This is a genomic window from Rhizobium cerradonense (assembly GCF_030182455.1).
GTDB lineage: Bacteria > Pseudomonadota > Alphaproteobacteria > Rhizobiales > Rhizobiaceae > Rhizobium.
In genome coordinates, this window is the sequence record NZ_JAQJCK010000001.1 from 509,444 (window position 1) to 525,096 (window position 15,653).

General features: G+C 59.1%; 13 protein-coding genes. 6 read left to right on the forward strand and 7 right to left on the reverse strand.

Annotated features, from left to right (window positions below):
* Positions 1–138: 138 nt before the first annotated feature.
* Positions 139–687: a DUF1003 domain-containing protein gene (locus PH547_RS02475; protein ID WP_104823284.1), complete on the forward strand. Its 549-nt coding sequence runs from the start codon at positions 139–141 to the stop codon at positions 685–687.
* Positions 688–777: 90 nt separating this feature from the next.
* Here PH547_RS02475 and PH547_RS02480 read toward each other — a convergent pair whose 3' ends face one another.
* The 5 genes from PH547_RS02480 to rpiA all read right to left on the reverse strand — a co-directional run bounded on the left by PH547_RS02480 (position 778) and on the right by rpiA (position 5,689).
* A complete protein-coding gene (locus PH547_RS02480) occupies positions 778–1,203 on the reverse strand; it encodes a GFA family protein (RefSeq protein WP_285167330.1) in 426 nt (141 codons plus the stop codon).
* 156 nt (positions 1,204–1,359) lie between these two features.
* Positions 1,360–2,733: a class II 3-deoxy-7-phosphoheptulonate synthase gene (locus PH547_RS02485; RefSeq protein WP_283050657.1), complete on the reverse strand. Its 1,374-nt coding sequence runs from the start codon at positions 2,731–2,733 to the stop codon at positions 1,360–1,362.
* 147 nt (positions 2,734–2,880) lie between these two features.
* The gene (gene gor / locus PH547_RS02490; protein WP_104823287.1) at positions 2,881–4,266 is read right to left on the reverse strand and encodes a glutathione-disulfide reductase; all 1,386 of its coding nucleotides are present in this window, start codon (positions 4,264–4,266) and stop codon (positions 2,881–2,883) included.
* A 138-nt stretch (positions 4,267–4,404) separates the two neighbouring features.
* Entirely contained in the window at positions 4,405–4,974 is a 570-nt protein-coding gene (locus PH547_RS02495; protein ID WP_104823288.1) for a DUF2059 domain-containing protein, read from the reverse strand.
* 13 nt (positions 4,975–4,987) lie between these two features.
* Positions 4,988–5,689 (reverse strand): ribose-5-phosphate isomerase RpiA, encoded by a 702-nt coding sequence (rpiA, locus tag PH547_RS02500; protein WP_104823289.1) that lies wholly within the window; start codon positions 5,687–5,689, stop codon positions 4,988–4,990.
* Between the two features lie 195 nt (positions 5,690–5,884).
* On the opposite strand from rpiA, the gene PH547_RS02505 reads away from it, so the two are divergent.
* Complete coding sequence (locus PH547_RS02505) at positions 5,885–6,559, forward strand: HAD family hydrolase (protein ID WP_104823290.1); 675 nt, start codon at positions 5,885–5,887, stop codon at positions 6,557–6,559.
* Positions 6,560–6,744: 185 nt separating this feature from the next.
* Positions 6,745–7,914 carry a TIGR02281 family clan AA aspartic protease gene (locus PH547_RS02510; protein ID WP_104823291.1) on the forward strand — a complete coding sequence of 390 codons (1,170 nt, stop codon included), beginning with the start codon at positions 6,745–6,747 and terminating at the stop codon, positions 7,912–7,914.
* Positions 7,915–8,098: 184 nt separating this feature from the next.
* Here the strand turns inward: PH547_RS02510 and PH547_RS02515 are convergent, their stop codons facing one another.
* Entirely contained in the window at positions 8,099–10,000 is a 1,902-nt protein-coding gene (locus PH547_RS02515) for a L,D-transpeptidase family protein (RefSeq protein WP_104823292.1), read from the reverse strand.
* Between the two features lie 417 nt (positions 10,001–10,417).
* On the opposite strand from PH547_RS02515, the gene fumC reads away from it, so the two are divergent.
* Positions 10,418–11,809 (forward strand): class II fumarate hydratase, encoded by a 1,392-nt coding sequence (gene fumC, locus PH547_RS02520; RefSeq protein WP_104823293.1) that lies wholly within the window; start codon positions 10,418–10,420, stop codon positions 11,807–11,809.
* A 65-nt stretch (positions 11,810–11,874) separates the two neighbouring features.
* Here the strand turns inward: fumC and PH547_RS02525 are convergent, their stop codons facing one another.
* Positions 11,875–12,540 (reverse strand): glutathione S-transferase family protein, encoded by a 666-nt coding sequence (locus PH547_RS02525; RefSeq protein WP_104823294.1) that lies wholly within the window; start codon positions 12,538–12,540, stop codon positions 11,875–11,877.
* A gap of 289 nt (positions 12,541–12,829) precedes the next feature.
* On the opposite strand from PH547_RS02525, the gene PH547_RS02530 reads away from it, so the two are divergent.
* Positions 12,830–13,882, forward strand: a complete 1,053-nt coding sequence (locus PH547_RS02530) for an AraC family transcriptional regulator (RefSeq protein ID WP_285167331.1) — start codon at positions 12,830–12,832, stop codon at positions 13,880–13,882.
* A 161-nt stretch (positions 13,883–14,043) separates the two neighbouring features.
* Positions 14,044–15,651 carry a fumarate hydratase gene (locus PH547_RS02535; protein ID WP_285167332.1) on the forward strand — a complete coding sequence of 536 codons (1,608 nt, stop codon included), beginning with the start codon at positions 14,044–14,046 and terminating at the stop codon, positions 15,649–15,651.
* The last annotated feature ends 2 nt before the right edge of the window (positions 15,652–15,653 follow it).

The following is a 15,653-nucleotide window of genomic DNA, read 5'->3' on the forward strand; positions in this document are numbered from 1 at the left end:
GTCCAAAAGCGATCCTCTCGGATGAGAGCGATTCCGTGAAACGCTGAACCGCTCTACACTGCAACCCTTTTTGCATTGCAATTCCATCGGGCAGTCGAATACTTGCGGCCAAAGCGACCAAGTCTTCGGAGCGTTCCCATGTATAATCTACCCAATTTCGTTCATCAGCATTTCGACAAAACGGCCGAGGAACTCGGCGAGATCGAAAAGCGTGTATTGAAAAAGGCGCATGAGCGGAAAATCGTTTCCACCGACATCAACGCCGCCTTTTCTGCCGAGGCATCCACGGGCGCACGCCTCGCCGACAGCATTGCCCGCGTCGGCGGCTCCTGGTCTTTCATACTCGCCTTCCTGGCGTTCCTCGTCGTCTGGTGCGTCGTCAACACCATCGTGCTGATGACCCGCGCCTTCGACCCCTATCCCTTCATTTTCCTCAACCTCGTCCTCTCCATGCTCGCCGCGATCCAGGCCCCGATCATCATGATGTCCCAGAACCGCCAGGCCGAACGCGACCGCTTCGAGGCCGCAAAGGACTACGAAGTCAATCTCAAGGCGGAACTGGAAGTTCTCTCCCTGCATCAGAAGATCGACCTGCACGTTCTGACGGAACTATCCGCCTTGCGCGAGGAATTCGCACGGCTGAGCAGTAGGATCGAAGACAAGAGTAGCGGCGGGTCGATCGTCTAAGCTGGCTGACCTTCGGGCCGCAGATAGTTGGATCGCCCGTCGAGGCGGTAGTTGCGAGGCTTTGGAAGTGTCGCGCCAGCCGACAAGAACCTAATCCGAAGGCACCGCCGTCAGCAATCCCGGCCGGCCCTGTCTGTATTGCGGCAATCCATCGTCGATCTCGTAAAAATCGCCCTTGTCGGCGCAGTAGATATGATAGGCCAGTTTCAGATCGCTGGGGCTGTCGAAGAGGCCGGCCATGATCGAGATTTCCTTGGCCTCGTCAGCTACCCAGAAAAGCGCCGAACCGCAGGTTCGGCAGAAACCGCGACGGGCAAAGGAGCTGGCGCGGTACCATGTGATCGCGTCTTCGCCTTCGATCGTGATGTTGTCGAGGGGGACATTAGTCGCCGCGTAATAGAGCCCCGTCTGCTTGCGGCATTGCGAGCAGTGGCAGCCGACCACCTCCCGCAATGGGCCATGTGTCTTGAAACGTACGCTGCCGCAAAGGCAGGCACCGGTGTGATCGTCGTTCATGCTGATCCCTCTCTTTTTCAGCAAGTTTGACGATGATGACGTTCGCGTCAAATGCAAAGAAATGAAGCAGGATTCAGCGAGATTGATTGCAAGAGCACAAAAGAAAAGGGCCGGCATAACCGACCCTTTTCGCAGATGATGATTTTACAGCTTCGATCAGCCGTGTGCGCGCAGACGCTTTTCGTCGCGGCCGCCCTTCATGCGCTCGGCGAGCAGGAAGGCAAGTTCCAGGGCCTGGTCGGCATTGAGACGCGGGTCGCAATGGGTGTGGTAACGATCCTGAAGATCCTCGGCGCCGACGGCGCGGGCGCCGCCCGTGCATTCGGTCACATCCTTGCCGGTCATCTCGATGTGGATGCCGCCCGGATGCGTGCCTTCGGCGCGATGGATCTGGAAGAAGCTTTCCACTTCCGACAGGATGCGTTCGAACGGACGCGTCTTGTAGTTGTTGAGCGTGATCGTATTGCCGTGCATCGGATCGCAGGACCATACGACTTTGCGGCCCTCGCGCTCGACGGCACGGATGAGGCGCGGCAGGTTGTCGGCAACCTTGTCGTGGCCGAAGCGGCAGATCAGCGTCAGGCGGCCGGCTTCGTTCTGCGGGTTCAGAATATCGATCAGGTTGATGAGATCGTCCGCCTGCAGCGAAGGACCGCACTTCAGACCGATCGGGTTCTTGATGCCACGGAAATACTCGACATGGGCATGATCGGCCTGGCGCGTGCGGTCGCCAATCCAGAGCATATGGCCCGAGGTCGCATACCAGTCGCCAGTCGTGGAATCGACGCGGGTGAAGGCTTCTTCATAGCCCAGAAGCAGCGCCTCATGGCTGGTGAAGAAATCGGTCTCGCGCAGGCTCGCATTGCTCTCGGCCGTGATGCCGATCGCTCTCATGAAATCCATGGTCTCGCCGATACGATCGGCAAGCTTGCGATAGCGCTCGCCCTGCGGGCTGTCCTTGACGAAGCCGAGCATCCACTTCTGCACGTTTTCCAGGTTGGCGTAGCCGCCCATGGCAAAAGCACGCAGCAGATTCAGCGTCGCGGCAGACTGGCGGTAGGCCATCATCTGACGATCCGGATTGGGGATACGCGCTTCTTCGGTGAACTCGATGCCGTTGATGATGTCGCCGCGATAGCTCGGCAGCGAAACACCATTCTGCGTTTCGATGTTCGAAGACCGCGGCTTGGCAAACTGACCGGCAATGCGGCCGACCTTCACGACAGGCAGTTGCGCACCAAACGTGAGGACGACGGCCATCTGCAGGAAGGCACGGAAGAAGTCGCGGATCGTGTCGGCGCCATGCTCAGCGAAGCTTTCGGCGCAGTCACCACCCTGCAGCAGAAAACCATTGCCTTCGGCGACGTTGGCAAGATGCGCCTTCAGACGACGAGCTTCACCGGCAAAAACGAGCGGCGGATAGCTTGCAAGCTGCGCTTCGGTAGCCTCCAGCGCTGCCTGATCCGGATATTCCGGCACCTGCTGGATCGGTTTTTGCCGCCAACTGCTCGGTGTCCAATTGTCTGCCATCTCACTCACCTGTTTCCGCACCCGGTCTTCGCCAAGTGTCCCGTCGCCATAAATAACGCGCGCTTATAAACCTTTGCCCGCCGCTTGCAAAGGCGAACCATCTCTTCGAGAGGTCTTTTATGCACCGTGGAATTACTAGCCTATTCCTTATACGCGCTCGCCGTTGCGGATGCGATAGCTTGGCGTGTACATCGTCACCAGCTCTTCGGAGGCCGTCGGGTGAACGGCCATGGTGCGGTCGAAATCTTCCTTGGTGCAGCCGGCTTTCACGGGAATGCCAAGCAACTGCGCCATCTCGCCGGCGTCATGGCCGAGAATATGCGCTCCGATCACCTTGCGGTCGGCGGCATTGACGATCAGCTTCATGATCATCTTCTCACTACGACCCGACAAGGTCGCCTTCATCGGCCGGAACTGGGCGCGATAGACTTCGAGTTCCGGATAACGCTTGGCGGCTTCCTCTTCAGTCAGGCCCACCGTGCCGATCTCCGGCTGCGAGAAAACGGCAGTCGGGATCAGTTCATGATCCGGACGGGTCGGATTGTTCTTGTAGACGGTTTCGATGAAGCACATTGCCTCGTGGATCGCCACCGGCGTCAATTGTACCCGATCGGTGACATCGCCAAGCGCATAGATGTTCGGCACCGATGTCCGCGAATATTCGTCGACGATGATGGCGCCGAGTTCGTTGATCGCTACGCCGGCAGCTTCGAGCCCGATATTCTTCGTATTCGGCGTGCGACCCAGCGCCAGCATCACCGTGTCCACCGTCAGCCGCTTGTCGTTCTTCGTCAGAACGCTCAGGCCATCGTCCGTCTTCGTCACGCTCTCGATGATGTCATGGCAGAGGATGCGAATGCCCTTGGCCTCCATTGCCTCATGCAGGCCCTTGCGCAGGTCCTGGTCGAAGCGCGAAAGGATCTCGGCGCCGCGATAGATCAACGTCGTCTCGACACCGAGCCCGTGGAAGATGTTGGCGAATTCCACGGCGATATAGCCGCCGCCGGCGATCAGGATGGACTTCGGCAGCTCCTCCAGGTGGAAAGCCTCGTTGGAAGAGATGCAGAGTTCGTGGCCGGGCAGCGCCGCATGGAGGTTCGGCGTACCGCCGGTGGCGACAACGATCGTTTCGGCGGTGACGGTTCTGCCTGTTTTCAGCAGACGGATCGTATGGGCATCCACCAGCTCGGCGCGAGTATCGAAGATCTCGGCCTTGGCATTGTCGAGCCCCTTGCGATAGAGCCCTTCCAGGCGGGCGATTTCTTTATCCTTCGCTTCGATCAGCTTCTTCCAGTCGAAGGTGCTTTCGCCTACCGTCCAGCCGAATCCCGCCGCATCCTCAAAATGCTCGCTGTACTGCGAAGCATAGACGAAGAGCTTCTTCGGAACGCAGCCGCGGATAACGCAGGTGCCGCCATAACGATATTCCTCCGCGATGCCGACCTTCTTCCCGAGGGACGCGGCGACGCGCGCGCCGCGTACGCCACCGGAACCACCGCCAATGACGAAAAGATCGAAATCGAAGGAAGACATCGAATACTCCTGCAGAAATGGAAGGGCGCGCGACGCGCCGAAAAGGGGTCGGCACTGATATAGGATTTCGAAGGGCAAAAAGAAAAGCCCGGAACGATATCCGGGCTTTGAAATTCGAGGGCCTGGAAAGGATCAGGCTTACTTCTGCTTCTGCGTCGGTGCAGGCTGAGCGTTGTTGGTGGCATCCGTCGGCGGGGAAACGATCGGAGCCTTCACCACCTTCTGCAGAGCATCGCTGCTCTGGTTGGCGAGATCGCGCGAAATGCCCTGACCCCAGATATCGGCGGCCTTGTAGAGCGCGCGCGTTGCGATCGGGCCGTCCTTGAGAAGCTTCTTGCCAGCCGGGGAGTTGTAGAAATCGGCGATCGCCTTCAGCTCGTCGGTGCTGAAAGCCTTTGCGTAGGTCACAGCGGCTTCCCGCTCGAGGTCGGCGCGGCGCGGCGCCAGAGCCAGTGCGGTTGCGTCGACGGACGAATTGATGGCGTCACCGAAGTTCGGGTTCGCCTGGATCATCGTGCTCTTCAACTGCTCGGCGAGATTCGGCAGGATGTTGTCGAACTGGTTCGTGATGCCAAGCGCGTTGATCGCCGCCCGTGCGGCCTTGATCTGCTCTTCCGTGACTTCCTGAGCGCTTGCGGAACCGAGCGCGATGCCTGAAAGAACGATGGTCGCAGCGGCAAAACGGCCAAGACCCGCTATTTTGATCATGAGTTCAGTGCTCCTATGTATTGTTCGCCTGCAACGTGCGCGCGCCGGCGGGACCGGCAATGATCGCAAGTGTCGCCATGTTGATGAAGAGCCCGTGTTCGACAACACCGGGAATCGAATTCAGCTCAATCGACAGCGCCTCTGCATCAGGAATGCGGCCAAAAGATGCGTCGATAATGAAATGCCCGCCGTCGGTAACGAAGTTGCCGCCACCCGACTGGCGCAGGCTGAGCGCGCCGGAAAGGCCGAGGCGGGACGCCACCTTCTCGATCTGGATACGGGTGGAAACGAGGCCGAAGGGATTGACCTCGATCGGCAGCGGAAACGCGCCGAGCGTCTCGACGACCTTGCTCTCGTCGGCAATGACGATCATCCGTGCCGACGAGCCCGCGACGATTTTTTCGCGCAGCAACGCACCGCCGCCGCCTTTGATCAGCCGCAGGGCGCCATCCACCTCGTCTGCACCGTCGATGGTGAGGTCGAGCTCTGGAAGTTCATCGAGCGACTTCAGCGGCACGCCGAGTTCGACACAGAGCCGCGCGGTACGCTCGGAGGTCGGAACGCCTTCAATCACAAGGCCTGCCACAACCTTTTCGGCGAGCAGCCGGACGAACTCTTCCGCCGTGCTGCCCGTGCCGATCCCGAGCCGCATGCCGCTCTCGACATGGGCCAGAGCCGCTCTTGCAGCTTCGATCTTCAATTGGCGGGCGTCCATGCGCCACATGCTCCCGTTTATTACGTTGGAGTGCTGTTTACACGGCTCTCCCTGCAAACGAAAGCCAAAATAACGGCGCTTCATAGAAATCCGCGGCCATATTCGGCGGGGCTTAAAGAGGCTTTGGTTGCAATTGCCAGCCCGATCTTTTAACTCCAAAAGACCCGCTTCTTCTTACCCAAAGGCCAATTCCTCGTGAAATCTCCCCTTGTCGTATTCGATCTCGACGGCACGCTGCTCGATACCCATGCGGATCTCGTCGAAAGCCTCAACCACACGATTGCCGCATTGGAATTGGCGCCGGTCAGCTATGGCGACCTGACCTATCTCGTCGGCAACGGCGCTCAGGTCATGATCGAACGCGCCTGCAAGCTGCGTGGCTATATATTGAAGCCGGAGGAACTGCCGGCGCTATTGCAGCGATTCATCGCCCACTACACCGAAACGATGCCCGGCCTGACGCAACCCTATCCGGGTCTGCTTGCCGCGTTAGAGGTATTGAAAACGCAAGGCTACAAGTTCGCCGTCTGCACAAACAAGATGGAGGCGCTCGCACGCACCCTTTTGGACCGGCTTGGGCTTACCCACTATTTCGAGGCCATCACCGGGGGCGATACCTTCACCGTTCGCAAACCGAATGCGGAGCACCTGATCGGCACCGTCGAGCGCGCCGGCGGCGACCTTCGCCGGACGGTGATGATCGGCGACAGCATCAACGACATTCTGGTTGCCCGCAATGCCGGCGTCCCCTCCATCGCCGTCCCCTTCGGCTACTCCGACGTCAGCGTCGACACGCTCGGTCCGAGCCGAGTCATCGCGCATTATGACGAACTGACTCCGGCGCTCGTACGCGATCTGTTAGCGGCATAGAGCCGGATATCGGCAGCAATCCGTTGGTAAAGTTGTAGCGGCCCTTGCGCGATTCACGCTGCTACGCCACAACTTATCGACGCTTCAATACAAACGTGATGTCGGCCGGAAATTGCGACGCAAATCAGCCAGCAGTCTGCACCAAGGAGGAAGCGCAGAGGGCAATTTGATGGCGGAGCGCGCGCTTGCTGGTAGCAGATCCTGAAGACCGCAATGGCGGTAGATTGCCCTCTCGCAGAGGATGGCTCGCGCCAATCATTCGCACACTTACAATCTTTGCCGCCCTATGCGCGGCACTGGCATTCTATATCTATGGCGACCGCGTCGTCGGCTATCTCGAAGAAGCAACCGCCGCGAAGCCCGACCCAGCACTGCTCGCCGTCTATGAAAAATACGAAATTGAGCCGCTGCCGAACGTCGTTGCCGGCCGCAAATCAATGGCCAACTACCTCGACATGCTGCGCCGGGAGCCCTGCGACTGGAATGCGCTCTATAATTTTTCCGCTGAATTGCAGACGCAAGGGTATCGCCGCGAAGCCGCGAAAGCGCTGGTCGCGTTTTCCCGCAAATGTACGCCTTCCAATATCGCGCTCCAAAATGCGGCAAGCATTCTTCTCGGCCTCAGCGACTTTGGCGAAGCGATGAAGGTCTCGGACGAGTTGGTTGCGATGACGCCGGGCATACCGGACTTCTATTTTCTGCGCGGACAGATCCGGCAAGGCGCAAAGAAATACAGCGATGCCATCGACGACTATTATTCCGTTATCGGCCTTACCGATAACGTCGCCACCTTGAACAGTCTCGTGTTCCAGGGCATTTCCGACAGCTACCGCGCTCTCGGCGACTACTGCGCGGCGATCACGCCACTTCAGACCTGGGTATCGATCAATCCCGATCATAACGACACTGCGGTGGTGCGCGGAATCATCAAGAATTATACCGCGCAAGGAAAATGCGCGACGACCTATGCGACGGGCAGCGACCGCTTTCCAACCCAGGGCAAGAACGTGATCGTCACCAAGGTCAACATCAATGGCATGGACGGCAAATTCATCGTCGATACCGGCGCGAGCTTCATTGCCGTCACCAAGGCATTCGCGGCGCGAGCCAAGCTGCCCCTTGACGAAGCCGGCGACATTTCGCTGCAGACCGCCAATGGCGTCTCACAGGGTACGCGCACGACATCCACAACGGTCAAGGTCGGACACGTGGAGGCCAACGACGTCACCACCATCGTTCTCGGCGACGAGGCGGCCTTGGGAGACGACATAGATGGCTTGCTGGGTCGGTCGTTCCTGTCACGTTTCGATGTAACATTCGGAAGCCGCGAATGGCGGATCGAGACGAAAAACTGATCCGCTATCGGCCAAGAACAGCACCCATCGCCTGCGGCCGCGATTTTCCTTGAGGCAATTCCAGGCGCTTCTCAGACCTTATTTAGCGCCGGAAATGAGCAACATACCGACGACGACGAAAGTCAGCACATGAAAAAGGCGGCCCGAATGGACCGCCTTTTCTTTTTCAAACACGAGCCTGCAATCAGATCTGTGCGGTGCGCGCCTTCGTGGTCGCGTCGAGCGCCTTCTGTGTTGCCGCATCGCGATCGTAGACATCGTTGAAATACTGCACGACGCCGTCCTTGTTCGGCCAGGCGGTGAAATAGGCGATGTAGATCGGGAACTTCTGCGGCACGGGTACCGCCTTGTTCTGGCCGGTGGCGATCTGCTTTGCGATGTCGTCCACCGTCGTGTTCAGCACGGCAGCGGCCATGGCGCGCGGATCGGCGAGGCGGACGCAGCCGTGGCTGAGCGCACGCATATCCTTCTTGAAGAAGCTTTTTTGCGGCGTGTCATGCATGTAGATCGCATGCGAATTCGGGAAGAGGATCTTTAACTCGCCCAGCGCATTGTCGCTGCTCGGCGGCTGGCGCACGGAGACATTCTGTGTCGAACCGTACCAATCGACGCTGGATGACGCGACGGCATGGCCACCGACTTCGACCTGGTAGCCCATACGGTCGAGATAGTTCGGATCGGCGCGCAGCTTCGGCAGCATTTCGTTGATGATAATCGACTGCGGAACGCCCCAGAACGGGTTGAACTCGACCGTCTGGACCTGATCCTCAAAGAAGAAGGTCTGATGTTCCTTGCCGCCGACGACGACGCGCATCGACAGTTGTTCATGGTTGTTGTTGTGGTAGTAGACCATGAAGGCCGGCTGGTTGATGAAGACGTAGCGCGGGCCAAGTTCACTCGGCAGCCAGCGCAACTGCTCCATGGCGATGACCAGCTTCTGGACCTTCGTATCGTTGTTTTCACCGACCATGGCGCGAACGGAAGACTGGCCGATGACGCCGTCTGCCGTCAGGCCTTTTTCCTTCTGGAAGTCTTCGACCAACGAGACGAGCTCGGGCGTATAGTCCGGCGTGCCTTTGTAGGCAGCAAGCGTCACGGCGTTCTTGACCTTCAGCGCATCCGAGCCGCGATGCTGGATAGCCTTGACGATGTTTGCCATCTCCGGCGAGCTGCCGCCCGGCTTCAGGGTGCCGTTCAGCGAGATGGAGATGTGCGTGCTGTCGTTGCCGCTTTCTGCGTGAAGCTTGGCAAGCTCAGCCTTCAGCTCCGTGAACTCCTGGTTCGAAGGGCTGCGGCTGTTGAGATAGGCGGCAACATCCGGGCTTGCACGCAGCAGGCCGAGAACCGGCGTCAGGTTGACGTCCTTGCGCTTGAAATCGTGATAACCGGAGATCTTGTTCGGGTCGAGACGGCCACGGATCGTATCCTGAACGAACATCAGCACCTTGCCGGAAAGTGCAAGCTCGAATTGCATCAACGCGCGGTCCCGCATTGTCGGGTCGACGCTTGCCGGATCGAAGCTCGGCGCCTGCACGGCATAATCGGCCGGGTCGAGGCCAACGGAACCCGCGTCGGCCAGAACCGCCATGGCAGCCTTGGCCTTGTCGTTGATGACATTGTCGGCAACCCAAAGGAGCGGCTTGCTCTGATCGGCGTAGTAGGCCTCGAGCGCCTTGGCGACATCATTCGTCGCCATCACGCGAGCTTCGGTCAGATAGCGACGCTGCGAAGCGCTGGTGTCGACAGCGACCGGCGTCGAAGACGCATCAGCGACCGCCCCCGTCACCACCGGATCGGCAAAACGGTTGGATGCCACGAGGCGCATAGCCTCGGGCTTGTAGGTATAATATTTAGGCGCACTGACGCTGGGCAGCGGCTCTTTTGCCTGTGTTGGCGCGGTGGCGCCAATACCAGTCTGTGCCGGATTGGCAGTGACCGGGGCGGAAACTTGAGTGCTCTGCTGACGCCCCTGCCCGCCGCGAATGAAATCCATGAGGGTCATCGCGTTCGCGGATGTCGCGCCGGCGGCGGAGAGGCAGCAGGAAAGAGCCAGAACGGATGCTGCGGCTTTCATGACAAGTTTCATTCTCTAATCAGTCCCCGTATCAAGCGGTATCTTCGAGACAGACGGTGCTGTTTTCCAATCAACTCGGCCGCGATGTTCCAAACACCGTTTAACCATTAGAATGAAAACGGCCAGACCCCGTCTTTCGTTCAATGCCTCAACTTTGTGTGAAAAAGCGAAAGCAGGATTCGCGATTTAGTTCACACAAAATTATGAAATTATTAGTTAATTTTTTATTGAATTTTCGCGTGGTTTTTGAGTGGCAATAAGGACGCCACGAAGAATATCTATCGAGCGTGTTAAAAAGAACACGGCTTTCCTTATCGCGTCGAAAACATGACGAAGACTATCATGAAATCCCCCTTCTCTGTTTTCTTGGGCACCATTCGGACCTATATGACAACTATCCTTTTCAACGGAAAAGCAGGACCAGGGATAATGACCTCCACCCGCACTGAAACCGATACTTTTGGCCCGATCGAAGTGGCTAGCGACCGCTATTGGGGCGCGCAGGCGCAGCGCTCGCTCGGCAACTTCAAGATCGGTTGGGAGAAGCAGCCGCTGTCGATCGTACGTGCCCTCGGCATCGTCAAGCAGGCCGCTGCACGGGCCAACATGGAGCTTGGCCAGTTGGATCCCGCTCTCGGCAAAGCGATCGTCGAGGCCGCCCAGGAAGTGATCGACGGCAAGCTCAACGAGCATTTCCCGCTGGTGGTCTGGCAAACCGGCTCCGGCACGCAGTCGAATATGAATGCCAATGAGGTGATCTCGAACCGCGCGATCGAAATGCTGGGCGGCGTCATGGGCTCCAAGAAGCCGGTGCATCCGAACGATCACGTCAATATGAGCCAGTCGTCGAACGACACCTATCCGACCGCGATGCATATCGCCTGCGCCGAGCAGATCGTTCATCATCTGCTGCCAAGCCTCAAACATCTGCATGCGGCATTGGAAAAGAAAGTCGCCGACTTCGCCCACATCATCAAGATCGGCCGCACCCACACGCAGGATGCCACGCCGCTGACGCTTGGCCAGGAGTTTTCCGGCTACGCCGCACAGGTCGCGTCCTCGATCAAGCGGATCGAGCTGACCTTGCCCGGCCTTTGCGAACTCGCCCAAGGCGGCACCGCGGTTGGCACCGGCCTGAATGCGCCGATCGGTTTTGCCGAAAAGGTCGCCGACGAGATCGCCAAAATCACCGCCCTGCCCTTCGTTACCGCTCCAAACAAGTTCGAAGCGCTGGCGGCCCATGATTCGATGGTCTTCAGCCATGGTGCCATCAATGCCGCCGCTGCCGCTCTCTTCAAGATCGCCAACGATATCCGCCTGCTCGGCTCCGGCCCCCGCTCCGGCCTCGGCGAATTGGCGCTGCCGGAAAACGAGCCGGGCTCGTCGATCATGCCGGGCAAAGTCAATCCAACGCAATGCGAAGCCCTGACGCAGGTCTGCGCCCACATTTTCGGCAACAATGCCGCGCTGACCTTTGCCGACAGCCAGGGTCATTTCGAGCTCAACGTCTACAATCCGATGATGGCCTACAATTTCCTGCAGTCGGTGCAGTTGCTCGGCGATGCCGCCGTCTCCTTCACCGACAATTGCGTCGTCGGCATCGAGGCGCGCGAGGAGAATATCAGGGCTGGCCTCGAACGTTCGCTCATGCTGGTGACCGCACTTGCCCCGAAGATCGGCTACGACAATGCCGCCAAGATCGCCAAGACGGCGCATAAGAACGGCACGACGTTGAAGGAAGAGGCTTTGGCGAGCGGGCTGGTTTCGGCGGAAGATTACGATGCGATCGTCCGGCCGGAGACGATGATTGGGCCGAAGTAGACTCTGCGAAGTGGGGAGGCGCTTCCGGCATCTGCCGAAAGCGCGCCCTGTTACGGTGATTACAATCAGGCAGCGACCTTCGTCTCGCCTTTGGCGATAGCCCTTCGAAAGCCGTCGCGCTGCGTAATCCTACCCAGATATTCCAAGAATGCGTCACGCTTCGGGAGGGTTTCGAGCCCAAGGCCCCAGCCGATATGCGATCCGACGTAGACGTCGGCCGCGGTGAAACGATTTCCTGCGATGTAGGGATTCGCGCTCACCGCGCGTTCCAATTGGTCCACGGTGCGCTCGTAGCTGCCGTGCCCGAAAAAGAACTCCTGCTCCGGCGCGGGAACGAAGCCGGCCCGATGATTGGTCACAGCTTGTTCAAGCGGTCCGGCCGCGAAGAACATCCACCGGTAATAATCCGCCCGCTCGTCCGCGGTTGGCGCCAATCCGGCGCTGGCGAAGACCTCGGCGAGGTACACGCAGATAGCGGCGCTCTCCGTTATCACCCGGCCGTCATGAACGATCGCCGGCACCTTGCCCATCGGGTTCACCTCCGTGAAGAAGCGGCCGCGCTGGCTGGAAGCGTCGCCAGGGCGCGCAAGCGCTGCGCCACCCCATCGGTCGGCGGCACTGGAGCGTTCGTAATCGAGCAGAACGGTGTCGTACTCGCACCCCACCTCTTCGAGCATCCATTGAACGATGCGGCCGCGGGAATTGGGGTTGGTGTAGAATGTAAGTGACATGGTCGATCTCCTGAGAAACGGATCCGCATGTTTGCCGCTGCCGGTCACTCGGCCAGTTAGCAAGGTGCGTAGAGTGGAGATAAAGGCCGGGCCGCTTGGCCGCATCAGCACAGAGTGCCAATTTACTTGCGAAATACGCCAAAGTGCTCGAGTGTCCGATTTCGGAGGGATCTGCCCCTAAACCAAACAGAAGGTATGCCCGTCCAGGCGGCGACAGTGACCAAGTCCCATGGATGATTGGGCTCAGGACACTACCAGCCAAAGGCTGCCCTTGTTGAATAGGAAAACGATGAAGGTTGTTCGCGCGGATCGTTGCAGGCTACCCCAAGCATTCTGGCGTGCCGTCGAGCTTCTAGGCTTGCAGCCGACAACTGTACTGAGACAAGCGCGCCTTCCCGCCACGCTTCACCACGATCCCACGGCGATTATCAGCACAGCACAACTTTTCAGGATTTGGCGTGCAATCGAAGCGCTGTCCGGCGACGCGGGGTTCGGCATCAAGATGGTCCGCGAAACCAGCACCGCAACCCACAAACTGGCATTCCTCGCCGCTTCCTACGCAGAGAGCTATCGCGACGGTATTGCGCGGCTTGTACGGTTCAAGCTGCTTTGCAGTCCCGATGAGCTTCTCTGCGACGAAAAGAATGGCCGGGCTGTTCTCACTATAGAGTGGCCGCCGGGCACGGAGCCGGAACCGGCTCTCGCCGTCGACGCCAGCTTTGCGATGCTGATCGAACTCGGACGGCGGGGCACAGGGCAGGCTCTTAGCCCGGTCGGGATCGAATTCGAGCGGGCTGGCCCATCCACCGATTTACACGATGCCTTCTTCGGCTGTCCGATCCGTTTCGAGGCGTCCAAAAATCGACTTATCCTTGCGTCAGCCGACCTCGACCGCCGGTTCATCGACCACAATCCTGAGCTATTGCATATGCTGACGCCAGCGCTTTCGGAGGCAATGCGTGATTTGGAGTCGGGAAGCAGCTTCGTCGATCAGGTCAAGTCGGTGCTGAAGCGCGCTATGGCGAGCGGCCGCCCCGAAGTGGACGATGTCGCGCGCGATATGGGCATGAGCAAGCGGACGCTACAGCGCCGAATTACAGCGGAGGGCATGACGTTTCGATCTCTCCTCGACGAAGCACGCCACAAACTTGGCATTCAACTGCTGGCCGACCCCACGATCAGGGTCGAGGAGGTAGCTTGGTTTCTAGGATATCGAGATACGAATTCCTTTTATCGGGCGTTCAAAGCATGGACCGGTATGACGCCGATGCGATGGCGGCAGACCAACGAGCTTGCGGCCTGGCCAGCCTCATTGGGCACCTCGCCCGGCCTCCTGATGTAAAATGCGCTCCTTGCTGACCGTTATCTCAAGAGCCTGTTTGAGCACCAATTGTCTATGGGATATTGAGTTGCCGCATCCAGCCAATTGCATTTGGACCTTGCCGGATTTAGACCGTTCGCAAACGTCTCTTCCGCCACATCAAGGCATTGAAAGGTCCACGCATGGCTGACGATCTCTTTCCCCTCGGCGACGACGCCACTCCCTATCGCAAGATTTCCGGAGACTATGTTTCCGTCGACACGTTCAAGGGCCAGGACATCCTGACCGTCGATCCCGAGGGTATCCGGCTGCTCGCCGAAACCGCCTTTGCCGATATCAACCACCTGCTGCGTCCAGGCCACCTGCAGCAGCTCGCTTTCATCCTCGAAGACCCGGAGGCGACCGACAACGACCGCTTCGTCGCCTACGACCTGCTGAAGAACGCCAATATCGCCGCCGGCGGCGTGCTGCCCATGTGCCAGGACACCGGCACGGCGATCATCATGGGCAAGAAAGGCCGTCGCGTCTGGACCGAAGGCGGCGACAACGCGGCTCTGGCAAAGGGCGTGCTGGACGCCTACGAGAAAAAGAACCTGCGCTATTCGCAGCTCGCGCCCATCAAGATGTTCGAGGAAAAGAACACCAAGAACAATCTGCCGGCGCAGATCGACATCTATGAGGAAGGCACCGACGCCTACGAATTCCTCTTCGTCGCTAAGGGCGGCGGCTCGGCCAACAAGACCTTCCTCTATCAGGGCACGCCGTCGCTGCTCACCCATGACCGCATGCTGGATTTCCTCAAGGAGAAGATCCTGACGCTCGGCACGGCCGCCTGTCCTCCCTACCATCTGGCGATCGTCATCGGCGGCACTTCGGCCGAGATGAACCTGAAGACGGTCAAGCTGGCCTCGACACGCTATCTCGACTGTCTTCCCACGGAGGGCTCCGAAAGCGGACATGCCTTCCGGGATATCGAAATGGAAAAGGAAATTCACAAGCTGACGCAGAGCCTCGGCGTCGGCGCGCAGTTCGGCGGCAAATATTTCTGCCACGACGTCCGCGTCATCCGCCTGCCTCGCCACGGCGCTTCGCTGCCGATCGGCCTCGGCGTCTCCTGTTCCGCCGATCGTCAGGCCAAGGGCAAGATCACCCGCGACGGCATCTTCATCGAGCAGCTCGAAACTGATCCGTCGAAATACATGCCTGAAATCGACGAGGCCAAGCTTTCCGAATCGATGGTCCGCATCGATCTCAACCGGCCGATGCCCGAGATCCTGGCGGAATTGTCGCGGCATCCCGTCAAGACCCGGCTGTCGCTGACCGGCACTATCATCGTCGCCCGCGACCTGGCGCACGCAAAAATCCGCGAGCGCCTGGAAAAAGGCCTGGGCATGCCGGATTACCTCAAGAATCATCCGGTTTATTATGCCGGCCCGGCCAAGACGCCTGCCGGCTACGCCTCCGGTTCCTTCGGCCCGACGACGGCCGGACGTATGGACAGCTATGTCGACCAGTTCCAGTCCTTCGGCGGCTCCATGGTGATGCTCGCCAAGGGGAACCGCTCGCGCGCCGTGCGAGAGGCCTGCAAGTCGCATGGTGGTTTCTATCTCGGCTCGATCGGCGGTCCGGCCGCCCGCCTCGCTCAGGACTGCATCAAGAAAGTCGATGTGCTGGAATATCCCGAACTTGGCATGGAAGCAGTCTGGAAGATCGAAGTCGAAGATTTCCCGGCTTTCATCGTCATCGACAACAAGGGGAACGATTTCTTCCAGGAACTCAACCTCGGCTGAAC

Excerpts from the sequence above, each read along its gene's own strand:
- PH547_RS02525 (WP_104823294.1), bottom strand. The coding sequence starts at position 12,540 with ATGTCACTTACATTCTACACCAACCCCAATTCCCGCGGCCGCATCGTT.
- PH547_RS02485 (WP_283050657.1), bottom strand. The coding sequence starts at position 2,733 with ATGGCAGACAATTGGACACCGAGCAGTTGGCGGCAAAAACCGATCCAG.
- PH547_RS02475 (WP_104823284.1), top strand. The coding sequence starts at position 139 with ATGTATAATCTACCCAATTTCGTTCATCAGCATTTCGACAAAACGGCC.
- PH547_RS02495 (WP_104823288.1), bottom strand. The coding sequence starts at position 4,974 with ATGATCAAAATAGCGGGTCTTGGCCGTTTTGCCGCTGCGACCATCGTT.
- PH547_RS02480 (WP_285167330.1), bottom strand. The coding sequence starts at position 1,203 with ATGAACGACGATCACACCGGTGCCTGCCTTTGCGGCAGCGTACGTTTC.
- gor (WP_104823287.1), bottom strand. The coding sequence starts at position 4,266 with ATGTCTTCCTTCGATTTCGATCTTTTCGTCATTGGCGGTGGTTCCGGT.
- PH547_RS02515 (WP_104823292.1), bottom strand. The coding sequence starts at position 10,000 with ATGAAACTTGTCATGAAAGCCGCAGCATCCGTTCTGGCTCTTTCCTGC.
- PH547_RS02530 (WP_285167331.1), top strand. The coding sequence starts at position 12,830 with ATGAAGGTTGTTCGCGCGGATCGTTGCAGGCTACCCCAAGCATTCTGG.
- PH547_RS02535 (WP_285167332.1), top strand. The coding sequence starts at position 14,044 with ATGGCTGACGATCTCTTTCCCCTCGGCGACGACGCCACTCCCTATCGC.
- fumC (WP_104823293.1), top strand. The coding sequence starts at position 10,418 with ATGACCTCCACCCGCACTGAAACCGATACTTTTGGCCCGATCGAAGTG.
- rpiA (WP_104823289.1), bottom strand. The coding sequence starts at position 5,689 with ATGGACGCCCGCCAATTGAAGATCGAAGCTGCAAGAGCGGCTCTGGCC.